The organism is Arenibacterium halophilum (assembly GCF_005938225.1).
GTDB lineage: Bacteria > Pseudomonadota > Alphaproteobacteria > Rhodobacterales > Rhodobacteraceae > Arenibacterium > Arenibacterium halophilum.
Genome location: NZ_VCPC01000001.1, coordinates 59128 through 72415, shown reverse-complemented (window position 1 = coordinate 72415; position 13288 = coordinate 59128). Strand labels below are relative to the sequence as shown.

Below are 13288 nucleotides of genomic sequence, written 5' to 3'. Positions count from 1 at the left end.
ATGCCGATCACGCTGTCGCCGTTCAGCCGGGGCCGCTATCGCGTGACGCTGACGCAAGATGAAGATGCGATAGCCGCTGCACGTGATCTGCGGGGGCGCTGTTTTGGCCTGGGTGGGCGCGACGGTGATGCCTTCGATTCGGTCTGTGTCCATGTTCTGGTGCATGACATCTCGGACAACGCTCTTGTCTGCTGTTTTCGGATGTTGGTGCTGACCGGTGGTGAGGAAATCGAAAGCTGCTACTCGGCTCAGTATTACGATCTGTCCGGTCTGCGGGGGTATGCAGGCCGGATGGTGGAAATGGGCCGATTCTGCATCGACCCTGGCCGCCGCGATGGCGATATCCTGCGCGTTGCCTGGGGCGCGATGGCCCGGTTTGTGGATGAAAACGGCATCGACATGCTGTTTGGCTGCGCCTCTTTCGCCGGGGTGGAAACCGATCATTATCTTGATGCCTTCGCCATGCTGCGCGCGAAACACCTGGCGCCGAAACGCTGGCTGCCGCGGGTCAAGGCGCCTGATGTGTTCCGCTTTGCCGCGCGGTTGCGGCGCAAACCTGACCCGAAGAAGGCGCTTCTGGTGATGCCGCCCCTGCTGCGCACCTATCTGGTTATGGGGGGATGGGTCAGCGATCATGCGGTGGTGGATCGGCACATGAACACGCTGCACGTGTTTACCGGCGTGGAAATCGGCGCAATCCCTGCGGCGCGGAAACGGCTGCTGCGCGCGGTCTGAGAGCCGCAGCGCACGCGCCCCGTTGACGGCACCACGGCGCGCAGGTAGCTGGCGGCTATGGCGCGCGTACCTCTTTTACAACTCTCTGGCATCTCGCTGACCTTCGGCGGCGATCCGGTGTTTTCCGACCTTGATCTTGTTGTCCAGCAGGGCGACCGGCTGGCGCTTGTCGGGCGCAACGGCTCGGGCAAGTCCACGCTGATGAAGGTGATGGCCGGGCTTGTCGAACCCGACAGCGGATTGTGCGTCGTCGGCCCCGGAGAGACCGTTGGCTATATGGAGCAAGAGCCCGATATGGCGGGCTGCGCCACGCTGGGCGATTTCGCGACGCGCGGGCTGGATCCGGGCGAATTGTATAAGGTGGAACGCGCGGCCGAGGGGCTGAAGTTCGATCCTGACCGTGCCGTGCCGACCGCCTCGGGCGGGGAGCGGCGACGTGCCGCGCTGGCCGGATTGATGGCGCGCGCGCCCGATCTGATGCTGCTGGACGAGCCGACCAACCACCTTGATATCGACGCGATCACCTGGCTGGAGAACGAGTTGAAATCGACCCGCGCCGGGTTCGTGATGATCAGCCACGACCGCGCGTTCCTGCGCGCCCTGTCGCGGGGCACGCTATGGATCGACCGTGGCACGGTGCGCCGCCACGAGAAGGGGTTTGAAACCTTCGAGAGCTGGCGTGACACGATCTGGGAAGAAGAAGACCAGCAGCGCCACAAGCTGAACCGGCTGATCAAGTCAGAAGCGAAATGGGCTGTTGAGGGCATCAGCGCCCGGCGCAAGCGCAATCAGGGCCGGGTGCGTGCGTTGCAGGCGCTGCGCGACGAACGTGCCTCGCAAATCCGGCGCGAAGGCTCGGCCGGGCTGGCGTTCGACTCGGGCCAGAAGTCGGGCAAGATGGTGATCGAGGCCGAGGGGCTGAACCTTGCCTATGGCGGCGTGCCGATCCTGCGCGATGTCTCGCTCAAGGTGCAGCGCGGCGACCGGATCGCCTTTGTCGGACCCAATGGCGTGGGCAAGACGACGCTTCTGAAGGTCTTGCTGAAACAGGTCGAACCGGATTCGGGCAGCGTGCGCCACGGCACCAACCTGGACATCGCTGTCTTCGATCAGGCGCGCGCCCAACTGGACCCGGAGATGTCGCTGTGGGAATCGCTCACCGGCGATGCCGACATGCGCGTGTCGGGGCAGGCCGATCAGGTGATGGTGCGCGGCACTCCGCGCCATGTTGTGGGCTATCTCAAGGATTTCCTGTTCGACGAGGCGCAGGCCCGCGCGGCCGTGCGCTCGCTTTCTGGGGGGGAAAAGGCGCGGCTGCTGCTGGCGCGGCTGATGGCGCGGCCCAGCAACCTGCTGGTGCTGGATGAACCGACCAACGATCTGGACGTGGAAACGCTCGACCTGCTGCAAGAGGTGCTGGACGACTACGACGGCACCGTGCTGCTTGTCAGCCACGACCGTGATTTCCTGGATCGCGTGGCAACGGCAACGGTGGTGATGGAAGGCGCGGGGCGCGCCGTGCTGTACGCCGGGGGCTACAGCGATCAGGCCGCCGCGCGCGCCGCCGAAGCGCCGGCGCCAGTGAAAGCGGCGGAAAAGCCTGCCAGCGCCGCCGCACCCAAGCGCGAGAAACAGGCCAAGGCGGGGCTGTCGTTCACGGAAAAGCACCGGCTCGAGGCGCTTCCGGCCGAAATCGCGCGGCTTGAAGCCGAGATTGCCAAGCTGGAAGGGCTGATGGCCGACCCGGAATTGTTCACCCGCGAGCCGCTCAAGTTCAGGAAAGCCACCGAAGCCCTTGTGGAGCGGCAGAAAAAGCTCTCCGACGCGGAAGAGGAATGGCTGCTGCTGGAAGATAAGGCTGGGGCCTGACCCTAAAGGCGGATCATTGCCTTGTATCCGTTGTTCAACGCCCTGATCGAGGTTGGTGGCGTCAGAACTGTAACTTTGCCAGAGGTTGGGCGCGGGCGCGCCGGGCCATAGCCTGCCGGGCTGAACGGATACAGCGATGCTCCCACTACAAGGCAGGGCGTTTCATCTTGGAGAATGAACGCCCCGTCGGGCAGGTCGGCCAAATCCATGACATGCCGGTTTTGTTGCGCGAGACGGGGCACCGCGCGCTCGGCGTGCATCTGCGCATCCAGCACATCCACCGTACCCCGGGCCCCGACGGCGGCGCGATAGGCCAGATAATCGGCGCGGCGGCATTCGCCACAGGGCCGGTGCCCGGCGGCCAGCGCAACTGCCTCGTCGTGAAAGAACAGTTCGGTATAATGGCCGGGTTGCATCAGCGCACGGCGGCGGTTCTTGAAGCGCAGGACACAGGTCACCCACGCCTTGTGCCGCCAGCGCGCCGGGCCAAGCTGTCCGTCGGCATCGTGTAGAATGCCGCGATTGCCCATAAACGCCCCGCGTGCGGGATGGGCCAGGATATCTCCGGTCGGTTGAACCCGGTTTTGTCGGGGCATCGGTGGACTCCGTCGCCTGTCCGCCTGAGTATGCGCGCAATCGCCGCGCCGTCCAGACCGCTATGCCAGCGGTGCCATCGCGCGCCTGTCCAGCACGGCCAAAGGCGACAGCAGGCGGCCCAGCCGGGGCAGCCACAGCCACGTGCCGCCAAGCGGCCGGGGCACCGCCCCCGAGCCGAGCTTGAACCGTGCCAGCCCCGGCGCGTTGCGCGTGTCGATCGGCCCAAGATCCAGCCGCACATGCCCTTTGCCCGCACAGTATTCAGCGGCCGCCCAAAGCAACACGGCCGGTGCGGAATGGGCGCGCCCGAGATCGCTTGACTGCGCAATGTGATAGCTGGCCGTCGCCCCATGGCGCAGGATCAGCACGGCGGCGGCCTCGTGCTTGCCCAAGTGGGCGGTAAACAGTTTCGCCGCGCCGGGATTGGCGCGGTTAAAGGCCAGCGTCATCCCCGTGGGCCAGCCGCGATAGCCGCGTCTGGTTCGCATGGTCTCTTCTGCGCGGAACAGCCAATGGCCTGCATCCTCCGGCATCGACCGGCGGGTGATGCGCAACGGCTGTTTCAGACCGTGACGCAGCCGATTGCGCCATTTCTGGTGCATCGCGGCCATCATCGTATCGGGATCGGTCAGTGCGAGTTCGGCTACCCATTGCGGTGTCATCACGGGCACCGCGCCAAAGTCGGCAAGGTATGGCGCCGGATGATCGGGCGCGAGGATCACCGCGCCGCGCAGGGTTCCTGCACCGGCCAGATCGCGGAGCGCAGCGCGCGGCAGGTAGGCGCGCGGCAGCATCGTGACAGGAATGCCGCCCGGCAAATGTCGGCGGATGGCCGTGGTGCCGGGCGGCACATCCAGTTGCAGCGTTTGGCGCCCGAAAAGCGTCAGCGCCGCGCCATAGCTGGCGTGCTGGTGGAGGGGCACGGGGCGCGGCATAGGATAGGCCTGATCGAACATGGCGAGGGTTTACCCGATCTTAACCTAACATGAGGTTAACTCTGGCCATGCAACGCCACTCACGACCCGAACGAAGACATACCTCAAGGCTCCGGCCCACTTCGGCCTTGCCCACACGCCCGACTCGCGCGGCGGCGCTCCTCCTCGCTGTTGCGGTGTCGATCCCGGTTTTCGTGATTTTGACCGTGATCGAGCGGGCCCTTTAAGGGCAAAGATATGGCTGGCCTATCGGGCCGGGTTGCCCTCTGCGCCAAACCCTTGGGGCGCAGAGGGCGACACGTCAGCCCAGTTGCACCAGCGCGTGACGCTTGCGCCCGGCCGACAGCTTGACGGGCGAGGCCAGCGCGGCCGCATCCAGCATCAGCCCCGCGTCGGTCAGCGGGGCGTCGTCGATGCGCGCGCCGTTCTCGGCGATCAGCCGCTTGGCTTCCTTGCCCGATTTGGCCAAACCCGCGCGCACGATCACCTGAACGATGGAAATGCCATCGCCCACCTCGTCCTTGGCCAGGGTCAGCGTGGGCAGATCGTCCCCGATCCCGCCACGTTCGAACACCTCGCGCGCAGTCGCCGCGGCTGCGGCGGCAGCCTCGGCCCCGTGGCACAGCGTGGTCACCGCATTGGCAAGAATGATCTTGGCGTCGTTGATCTCGGAACCGGCCAGCGCACCAAGACGGTCGCATTCGTCGATGTCGATTTCTGTATACAGCTTCAGGAACCGGCCCACGTCGGCATCGGTGGTGTTGCGCCAGAACTGCCAGAATTCATAGGGCGCGCGCATATCTCCGTTCAGCCAGATCGCGCCATCGGCTGTCTTGCCCATCTTCTTGCCGTCGCTGGTGGTCAGCAGGGGCGTGGTCAGGCCGAAAATCTGGGTGTCCAGAACGCGGCGCGTCAGGTCGATCCCGTTGACGATATTGCCCCACTGGTCGGACCCGCCGAACTGCACCAGACAGCCATAGCGGCGGTTCAACTCAAGGAAATCATAGGCCTGGAGGATCATGTAGTTGAATTCAAGGAACGACAACGATTGTTCCCGGTCCAGCCGCGACTTGACGGATTCGAATGACAGCATCCGGTTGACGCTGAAATGGCGCCCGATGTCGCGCAGGAATTCCAGGTAGTTCAGGTGATCCAGCCATTCAGCATTGTTGATCATCAGCGCGTCGGTGGGGCCATCGCCATAGTCCAGGTACTTGGCAAAGACCTGCTTGATCCCCGAGATGTTGTCGTCAATCTGCGCCGGCGTCAGCAGGGGGCGTTCATCGGCGCGAAAGCTCGGGTCGCCCACCTTGGTGGTGCCACCACCCATCAGGGTGATCGGCTTGTGCCCGGTCTTTTGCAGCCAGCGCAGCGTCATGATCTGGATCAGGCTGCCGACGTGCAGCGATTTCGCCGTCGCGTCAAAGCCGATATACCCCGGCACCACACCCGCGGCCAAAGCCTCGTCAAAGCCTTGATAATCGGTGCAATCCGCGAGAAATCCGCGTTGCATCATCACAGCCATGAAATCCGATTTGGGGTGGTAGGTCATCTCTTGCCTCGGAACGTTGAACAGGGGCAGTGTATAGGCGCGGGGCAGGCAAAGGAAAAGGCCATGAATAAGGTGGCGGGGCAGGCGGGACCGATCTGGGCGCTTGGCGCAATGAGCGGCACGTCGCTTGATGGTGTGGATGCGGCACTGGTGCTGACCGACGGGCATGACATCCGCGGCTTTGGCCTCTCTGGCTACCGGGCATATTCCGAGGCGGAAAAGACGGTGCTGCGTGCGGCGCTGGGGCGCTGGAGCGGGCCCGAAGTTGACCGCGCCGCCGAAGTGGTGGAGCGCGCGCATATCGAGGCGCTGGCCCCGTTTGGCACCGCCGCGCTGGTCGGGTTTCACGGCCAGACCCTGGCGCATGAGCCGCGTGGACGCGGAACGTTGCAGGTGGGCGATGGCGCGGCCTTGGCGAAGGCGCTGGAGGTGCCGGTGGTCTGGGATTTCCGCAGCGATGATGTGCGCATGGGCGGCGAAGGCGCGCCGCTGGCGCCGTTTTTTCACCATGCCTGTGCACGTTTCATCAAGGCGCGTGAACCATTGTGTTTCCTCAACCTTGGCGGGGTTGGCAACCTGACCTATGTGGACCCGTCGATGCCGCGCCCCGAGATGCAGGGCGCCTTGATCGCCTTCGACACCGGTCCGGCGAATGCGCCCATCAATGACCTGATGCAGGCCCGGCGCGGGCTGGACATGGACCGCGACGGCGCGCTGGCCGCGCAGGGCCAGGTGGAAGAGGGCGCGCTGGAGCTGTTTCTGGCCGAAGGATACTTCTCGCGGATGCCGCCGAAGTCTTTGGACCGGAACGATTTCTCTGAAATGATAGAGCTGGTCGGCGAGTTGTCGGATGCCGATGCGGTGGCGACGCTGGCGGGCATGTGCGCCGCGGCGGTGGTGCAGGGGCTGGACCATTGCCCGACGCCGCCCTCGCGGGTGCTGGTGACCGGAGGGGGGCGGCGCAACCCGGTGATCATGGCCATGCTTCAGGCTGCGATCGACGTGCCAGTGGAACCTGTCGAGGCGGTCGGGCTGGATGGCGACATGCTGGAGGCGCAGGCTTTCGCCCATCTGGCGGTGCGGGTGGCGCGGGGCTTGCCGACGTCCTGTTCCGGAACGACGGGGGTGCGGGCGGCAGTTGGCGGCGGAATCCTCTCGCGGCCCGAAGCCCGCGCTGTCGTCGGCGGGTGATGCCCGGCGGGCGTCGCGATGTGAGTATTTTTCGAATAGTGAAGCAGGGGGCTGGCAGGCCAAGCGGTCGCCGGTGGTATCTGCAGCATTCATGGTTATGTTGGGCCTATGGATATGAGTTTTCAGTTCGACAACAGTTACGCGCGCCTGCCCGAAGGGTTTTATGCACGCCAGCGGCCCGAGCCTGTCGGGGCGCCGCATCTTGTGGCCTATAACGGGGCGCTGGCCCGGGAATTGGGGGTGTCGGAGGAACCGGGTTCAGATGCGGCAGCGGTTTTTGGCGGCAATTCGGTGCCGGAGGGGGCCGATCCGCTGGCGCAGCTCTATTCGGGGCACCAGTTTGGCACCTATAACCCTCAGCTGGGCGACGGGCGCGCTGTGCTGCTGGGCGAGGTTGTCGGGGGCGATGGACAGCGGCGTGACATCCAGCTGAAGGGATCGGGGCGGACCCCGTTTTCGCGGATGGGCGACGGGCGCGCCTGGCTGGGGCCGGTTCTGCGCGAATATCTGGTTTCAGAAGCGATGCATGCGCTTGGCATTCCAACCACGCGCGCGCTGGCCGCGGTTGAAACCGGCGAGACGGTGCTGCGCGAGGCGCCTTTGCCCGGGGCGGTGCTGACACGTGTGGCAAAAAGCCACCTGAGGGTGGGCAGCTTTCAGGTGTTTGCTGCGCGCGGGCAGATCGAGAACCTCGCTATGCTGACCGATTACGCCATTGCGCGGCATTATCCGGGGGCCGACGGCCCGCTGGGACTGTTGCGGGCGGTGCGCGATGCGCAAGCCGAGTTGGTGGTGGCTTGGATGGCTGTGGGATTTATCCATGGGGTGATGAACACCGACAACTGCGCGATATCGGGTGAAACCATTGATTATGGGCCTTGCGCCTTCATGGATGAGTTCAGTTCGGGGCGGGTGTTCAGCTCGATCGACCGGACCGGGCGCTATGCCTATGGCAATCAGCCGGGCATCGTGGTGTGGAACATGGCGCAGCTGGCGACGGCGCTGATTCAGCAATGCGAGGATGTGCAGGCGGCGGCCGATGAGGCGACCGAGATCGTGCATGCGATGCCCGAATTGCTGCGCGCGGCGTGGCTGCGCCGGTTTGCGGGCAAGATCGGGATTGCCGAGGTGCAGGACGGAGACGAGGCGCTGATCACCGATCTGCTGACGCGGATGGCGGGAAATCAGGCGGATTTCACCAATACCTTCCGGGCCCTGGCGCAGGGGGGCGCGCGTGACCAGTTTGTGAACCCGGGTGATTTCGACGATTGGGAGTTCCGCTGGCGGCAGCGGATCGCGGAAGAAGAAGCGCCCGAGGCGCGGATGCTGGCGGCGAACCCCGCGTTCATTCCGCGCAATCACCGGATCGAACAGATGATCGCGGCGGCGGTCGAGGGGGACTATGCGCCGTTCGAACGTTTGTTGGGCGTCTTGGCGCGGCCGTATGAAAACCAGCCCGACGCCGCCGATCTGGCCGCGTCACCGCTGGAGGGCGAGGTGGTTGCGGCCACCTTCTGTGGCACCTAGGCGCGGGCGGGACGGTTGATCAGGAAAATGCCGGCCGCCACCAGAACCAGTGCGACCAGCACGGCCGGTCCGATGCGTTCCCCCAGCAGCGCCCAGCCAAAGACCACCGCCAGGACAGGCGACAGGAAGCTGAAGGCCGCGACGCTGCTGGCGCGATAGATCGTCAGAAGCCAGAACCAGCTGAGAAAGCCAAGGCTGGCCACGCAGATGGCCTGAAACGCCAATCCGGCCCAGTGGATCGGTTCAAGCTCGCGGACCAGCGGGCCGAACAGCGGCGCGGCCAGCAACAGCAGCGGGGCCGAGAACAGAACCTGAGCCATCAGTTGCGAGGCGGGCCGGAGCTCTCCCAGCGGGGTCATGCGCACCATCAGCGCCACTGCTGCCCAGCCCAAAGTGGCCACCAGTGCCAAGAGATCACCAGCCAGTGAGGCCTGGCCGTTCGAGCGATCGAACAGAGCCAGAACGACGCCGGCCACCGCCAGCGCCAGCCCGGCGCTGCGAGTCCGCGTCAGCTGCTCGCCGGGCAGCCAGAGGTGTGCCGCCACCGCCAGCCAGACCGGCATGGTGTAGAAAATGACCGAGCAGCGCGACACGGTGGTCAGGTCAAGCGCGAGAAACAGACAGGTGAATTCGAAAGAAAAAATCGCCCCGGCCAGCATCGCCCAAGGCAGGATGCGGCGGGGAATAAGGATGGGCTGGCGCCGCCAGACCATCCAAAGCAGCAGCACCAAAGAGGCCCCGGCCGAGCGCAGCCCGGCCTGAAACACCGGGTTGAACCCACCTCCGGTGACCTTGATGACCACCTGATTGAACGCCAGCAGCGACGCGAACCCGATCAGGGCCGCCGCCCCGAATGCATCGATTGCGCGTCTCTCCTCCATGGGCGGACTAGGCGCCGTTCGCGGGGCGCTGTCAATAGTGCGCTCAGGCTGCCCGTTCGAGCGCTGCGACAGAGACGGTATTCGGGTCGGTCCCTGCCAAGGTGGCCACGATACGCCCATCGACCACGATGTTGGCGGCGCCGTCTACGCCTGCCTCGACGGTGATCGTGGGTTCGGTGCCGCCGTTGGGGTATTGGTAGACGATCACATCGTCGGCCACGTTGTAATCGGTGATATGAACCGGCGCGGTCGGTGTGCCTGTCAGAATGAAATCATCTTCGCCTGCGCCGCCTGTCAACGTGTCGCCCGACTGGCCGTAAAGGATGTCATCGCCTTCGCCGCCGTCCAGCACGTCAGGCGCGCCATCGTCGGTGTCCAATTCGTAATCCACGCCATTGGGCAGGGTCGGCCCGTCGCCGACGGCGAAATCGTTGCGGATGTCGGCGAGTTCGTCGTCCGTCAGGTCTCGGGTGAAGGCATTCGAGCCGGTCAGGATGTCGTTGCCGTAGCCCCCCAGCACGGTGTCCGACCCGTTGCCACCGGCGACCAGATCGTCTTGCAGGCTACCGCGCACAAGGTCGTCTCCGTCGCCGCCAAGTACCAGATCGTCGCCCGGGCCGCCGCTGACCACGTCGTTGCCCGCACCACCCGATGCAACATCATCGCCTTCGTCACCGAAGACATGGTCGTTGCCTGCGCCGCCCAACACCAAATCTTCGCCATAGCCGCCATGGATCAGGTCGTTGCCGGTGCCGCCATTGATGGTGTCGTCCTGTAACCCGCCCGAAAGTGTGTCATTGCCGCCCAGTCCGTTCAGCGTGTCATCGCCCGCGCCGCCGCGCAGGGTGTCATTGCCTTCGGTTCCTGTCAGCAGGTCGTCGCCGTCGGTGCCTGACTCGTCGATGCCTTTGGGGCCGGCGGCCTGATCGTCATCATCATCCAGCGCCTGAAACAGTGCAAAACAACCGGCAAGCCCTAGCATGCCGAGAATAACCAGTTCACCCATCAGACCACCTAAATGTTGCCACATTCCTATGGGACGCGCCGGTGATTCCGTCAATCACCAGCTGCTTGGCGTTTCTGTTTCGTGAATAATCGAGGGGGGGCGTGGGATTGATGCCTGAAATGCAATATGCCCGGCCGCTTGGGCCGGGCATGTGCATGTAAGCAATCGTTGTGACTTCAGCGGTTTTCGATATCGCTGTAATCGCGCGCGGTTTCGCCAAGGTACAGCTGGCGCGGACGACCGATTTTCAGCTGCGGATCGCTGATCTGTTCCTTCCACTGCGAAATCCAGCCGACGGTGCGGGCCACCGCGAAGATCGGCGTGAACATCGACGTGGGGAAGCCCATCGCCTCGAGGATGATGCCCGAATAAAAATCGACGTTCGGGAACAGCTTCTTGTCCTTGAAGTACGGATCTTCCAGAGCCTGCTTTTCCAGCTCCTTGGCGACTTGCAGCTTGGGGTTGTCTTCCACGCCCAGCAGATCAAGCACTTCGTCAGCCGACTTCTTCATCACGCTGGCGCGCGGGTCGAAGTTTTTATAAACGCGGTGGCCAAAGCCCATCAGGCGGAACGGGTCGTTCTTGTCCTTGGCGCGGGCGATGAATTCGGGAATCCGGTCGACCGAGCCGATTTCTTCCAACATCTCCAGACAGGCCTGGTTGGCGCCGCCGTGTGCTGGACCCCAGAGGCAGGCGATCCCGGCCGCGATGCAGGCAAAGGGGTTCGCGCCCGAAGACGACGCCAGACGCACCGTCGAGGTCGAGGCGTTCTGTTCGTGGTCCGCGTGCAGAGTAAAGATGCGATCCATCGCGCGGCTCAGGATCGGGTTCACCTCATACTCGGCGGCCGGCACACTGAAGCACATGCGCAGGAAGTTCGACGCATAGTCCAGATCGTTGCGCGGATAGACGAAGGGCTGGCCGATCGAATATTTATAGGCCATCGCGGCAATCGTCGGCATCTTGGCGATCAGGCGGATCGAGGCGACCTCACGCTGCCACGGATCGCTGATATCGGTCGAGTCGTGGTAGAAGGCCGACATTGCGCCAACCACGCCCACCATCGTTGCCATCGGGTGCGCATCACGGCGGAAGCCACGGAAGAAGTTGTGCATCTGCTCGTGGATCATCGTGTGGTTGGTCACACGCGCCTCGAAATCCTCAAGCTCGGCGGGCGAGGGCAGTTCGCCATACAGCAGGATGTAGCAGACCTCGAGGAAGTGCGAGCTTTCGGCTAGCTGGTCGATCGGATAGCCGCGGTGCAGCAGTTCGCCCTTGTCACCGTCGATGAAGGTGATGGTGCTGTCGCAGCTTGCAGTCGAGGTGAAGCCCGGGTCGTAGGTAAACACCCCGGCCTGTGCATACAACTTGCGGATGTCCAGCACATCGGGACCGGCGGTTGGCGACAGGATCGGCAATTCGAATGTCTTGCCATCAAAGCTGAGTGTCGCGGTTTTGGTCGATTCTGTCATCTACATCCCTTCCTCTTGCGTAAACGGCCCGGTTTCACGGGCCTTGCTGGCATCCTGCCAGACACAGGTGGTATCGACGCAATATTACCCAATCATGAACATGGCCGGGGTCATGCTGCGTCGCTCAAGCGGGCCAGGGATTCATCCTTCCCAAGCACCAGCATCATATCGAATACGGATGGCGTTACGGACCGTCCGGCAAGGGCCGCCCGAAGCGGAGCCGCCAGTTTCCCGAACTTGGTGTCCTTTGCTTCGGCAAAGCCGTTCAGCGCGCTCTCCAACTCGTCACGGGTCCAGCTAACACTTTGCAAATGCGGCGTCAATTCCGACAGTATACCATCGGATACCGAAGCCAGCGCCTTTTGTGCCTTCTCGTCCGGTTGAATCGGCCGCGATTGCAGAACAAACGCCGCTTTTTCAAGCAGTTCGGGGAATGTTTTCGCGCGGTCTTTCAGGCAGAACATGGCACGTTCCAATGCATCCGACTGATCTGACGTCAGGGCAGGCAACCCGGCAGCCTCCAGATAGGCCTCGATCTCCTGCCGCAACGCAGCATCATCCCCCAAAGCAATATGCTGCCCAGAGAGGTTTTCAAGTTTTTTCGTATCGAACCGCGCCGGAGACCGTCCGATTCCGTCCAGATCGAACCAATCTCGCGCCTGTTCATCGGTAAAGAATTCGTCGTCGCCGTGGCTCCATCCCAGCCGGGCCAGATAGTTGCGCATTCCGGCGGCCGGATAGCCCATCGCCTGATATTCCTGCGCCCCCAGCGCGCCATGGCGTTTGCTGAGCTTCTTGCCGTCGGCGCCGTGGATCAGAGGGATATGCGCCCAGACCGGCACGGCCCAGCCCATCGCCTGATAGATCATCATCTGACGCGCGGCGTTGTTCAGGTGGTCGTCGCCGCGAATGACATGGGTCACGCCCATATCGTGATCGTCGACCACAACCGCAAGCATGTAAACCGGGGTGCCATCGCTGCGCAGCAGAACCATGTCGTCCAGTTGGTCGTTGCGGATGGTCACATCGCCCTGCACCTGATCGTGGATCACGGTCTCGCCGGTTTCGGGCGCCTTGATCCGGATCACATAGTCGCCTTCAGGGTGCGACTCGGGTGCCGCGTCGCGCCAGGGCGAGCGGAACAGGGTCGAGCGGCCTTCGGCGCGGGCCGTCTCGCGGAAGGCGGCAATTTCCTCTTGTGTGGAAAAGCATTTGTAGGCCTTGCCCTCGGCCAGCAGTTGCCGCGCGACCTCGGCATGGCGCGCAGCGCCTTCAAACTGGCTCACCACCTCTCCGTCGTGATCAAGGCCCAGCCAGGCCAGCCCCTGAAGGATCGCCGCCGTTGCCTCGGGGGTCGATCGCGCGCGGTCGGTGTCTTCGATCCGCAACAGGAATTTCCCGCCGCGCCCGCGGGCATAAAGCCAGTTGAACAGGGCCGTGCGGGCGCCGCCGATGTGCAGGAAGCCAGTAGGAGATGGGGCGAACCGGGTAACGACATCTGCGGACATGGGTGCGGATTTACC

Annotated in this window: 11 protein-coding genes; 4 read left to right on the top strand and 7 right to left on the bottom strand. The window is 63.9% G+C overall.

What is annotated here, in order from left to right:
- Together FGK64_RS00380 and FGK64_RS00375 are read left to right on the top strand one after the other, a co-directional pair.
- A complete protein-coding gene (locus FGK64_RS00380) occupies nt 1-735 on the top strand; it encodes a GNAT family N-acyltransferase (RefSeq protein ID WP_138861835.1) in 735 nt (244 codons plus the stop codon).
- Nucleotides 736-792: 57 nt separating this feature from the next.
- Nucleotides 793-2604: an ABC-F family ATP-binding cassette domain-containing protein gene (locus FGK64_RS00375; protein WP_138861834.1), complete on the top strand. Its 1812-nt coding sequence runs from the start codon at nt 793-795 to the stop codon at nt 2602-2604.
- A 2-nt stretch (nt 2605-2606) separates the two neighbouring features.
- On the opposite strand, the gene FGK64_RS00370 is transcribed toward FGK64_RS00375, so the two are convergent.
- From FGK64_RS00370 to tyrS, 3 genes are all read right to left on the bottom strand, one after another.
- The gene (locus FGK64_RS00370) at nt 2607-3200 is read right to left on the bottom strand and encodes a hypothetical protein (RefSeq protein ID WP_138861833.1); all 594 of its coding nucleotides are present in this window, start codon (nt 3198-3200) and stop codon (nt 2607-2609) included.
- Nucleotides 3201-3260: 60 nt separating this feature from the next.
- Nucleotides 3261-4136, bottom strand: a complete 876-nt coding sequence (locus tag FGK64_RS00365; RefSeq protein ID WP_246057637.1) for a GNAT family N-acetyltransferase — start codon at nt 4134-4136, stop codon at nt 3261-3263.
- Between the two features lie 301 nt (nt 4137-4437).
- Complete coding sequence (gene tyrS / locus FGK64_RS00360; protein ID WP_138861831.1) at nt 4438-5688, bottom strand: tyrosine--tRNA ligase; 1251 nt, start codon at nt 5686-5688, stop codon at nt 4438-4440.
- A 63-nt stretch (nt 5689-5751) separates the two neighbouring features.
- Between tyrS and FGK64_RS00355 the strand changes: the two genes are divergently transcribed.
- The gene (locus FGK64_RS00355) at nt 5752-6879 is read left to right on the top strand and encodes an anhydro-N-acetylmuramic acid kinase (protein ID WP_138861830.1); all 1128 of its coding nucleotides are present in this window, start codon (nt 5752-5754) and stop codon (nt 6877-6879) included.
- 108 nt (nt 6880-6987) lie between these two features.
- Nucleotides 6988-8406, top strand: coding sequence for a protein adenylyltransferase SelO (locus tag FGK64_RS00350; protein ID WP_138861829.1), 1419 nt, complete (start codon nt 6988-6990; stop codon nt 8404-8406).
- Here FGK64_RS00350 and FGK64_RS00345 read toward each other — a convergent pair.
- The 4 genes from FGK64_RS00345 to gltX form a co-directional block, all read right to left on the bottom strand.
- Nucleotides 8403-9287, bottom strand: coding sequence for a DMT family transporter (locus tag FGK64_RS00345; protein WP_138861828.1), 885 nt, complete (start codon nt 9285-9287; stop codon nt 8403-8405). The genes FGK64_RS00350 and FGK64_RS00345 overlap by 4 nt on opposite strands.
- A gap of 43 nt (nt 9288-9330) precedes the next feature.
- Nucleotides 9331-10293, bottom strand: coding sequence for a calcium-binding protein (locus tag FGK64_RS00340; RefSeq protein WP_171053931.1), 963 nt, complete (start codon nt 10291-10293; stop codon nt 9331-9333).
- A gap of 176 nt (nt 10294-10469) precedes the next feature.
- Entirely contained in the window at nt 10470-11765 is a 1296-nt protein-coding gene (gene gltA, locus FGK64_RS00335; RefSeq protein WP_138861826.1) for a citrate synthase, read from the bottom strand.
- Between the two features lie 110 nt (nt 11766-11875).
- On the bottom strand, nt 11876-13273 hold the full coding sequence (gltX, locus tag FGK64_RS00330) for a glutamate--tRNA ligase (RefSeq protein WP_138861825.1): 1398 nt from the start codon (nt 13271-13273) through the stop codon (nt 11876-11878).
- Nucleotides 13274-13288 lie beyond the last annotated feature (15 nt).

What these genes read in the sequence shown, in the direction of transcription:
- FGK64_RS00375 (WP_138861834.1), top strand. Translation starts at nt 793, where the DNA reads ATGGCGCGCGTACCTCTTTTACAACTCTCTGGCATCTCGCTGACCTTC.
- FGK64_RS00340 (WP_171053931.1), bottom strand. Translation starts at nt 10,293, where the DNA reads ATGGGTGAACTGGTTATTCTCGGCATGCTAGGGCTTGCCGGTTGTTTT.
- FGK64_RS00380 (WP_138861835.1), top strand. Translation starts at nt 1, where the DNA reads ATGCCGATCACGCTGTCGCCGTTCAGCCGGGGCCGCTATCGCGTGACG.
- FGK64_RS00365 (WP_246057637.1), bottom strand. Translation starts at nt 4,136, where the DNA reads ATGCCGCGCCCCGTGCCCCTCCACCAGCACGCCAGCTATGGCGCGGCG.
- gltX (WP_138861825.1), bottom strand. Translation starts at nt 13,273, where the DNA reads ATGTCCGCAGATGTCGTTACCCGGTTCGCCCCATCTCCTACTGGCTTC.
- FGK64_RS00370 (WP_138861833.1), bottom strand. Translation starts at nt 3,200, where the DNA reads ATGCCCCGACAAAACCGGGTTCAACCGACCGGAGATATCCTGGCCCAT.
- gltA (WP_138861826.1), bottom strand. Translation starts at nt 11,765, where the DNA reads ATGACAGAATCGACCAAAACCGCGACACTCAGCTTTGATGGCAAGACA.
- tyrS (WP_138861831.1), bottom strand. Translation starts at nt 5,688, where the DNA reads ATGACCTACCACCCCAAATCGGATTTCATGGCTGTGATGATGCAACGC.
- FGK64_RS00345 (WP_138861828.1), bottom strand. Translation starts at nt 9,287, where the DNA reads ATGGAGGAGAGACGCGCAATCGATGCATTCGGGGCGGCGGCCCTGATC.
- FGK64_RS00355 (WP_138861830.1), top strand. Translation starts at nt 5,752, where the DNA reads ATGAATAAGGTGGCGGGGCAGGCGGGACCGATCTGGGCGCTTGGCGCA.
- FGK64_RS00350 (WP_138861829.1), top strand. Translation starts at nt 6,988, where the DNA reads ATGGATATGAGTTTTCAGTTCGACAACAGTTACGCGCGCCTGCCCGAA.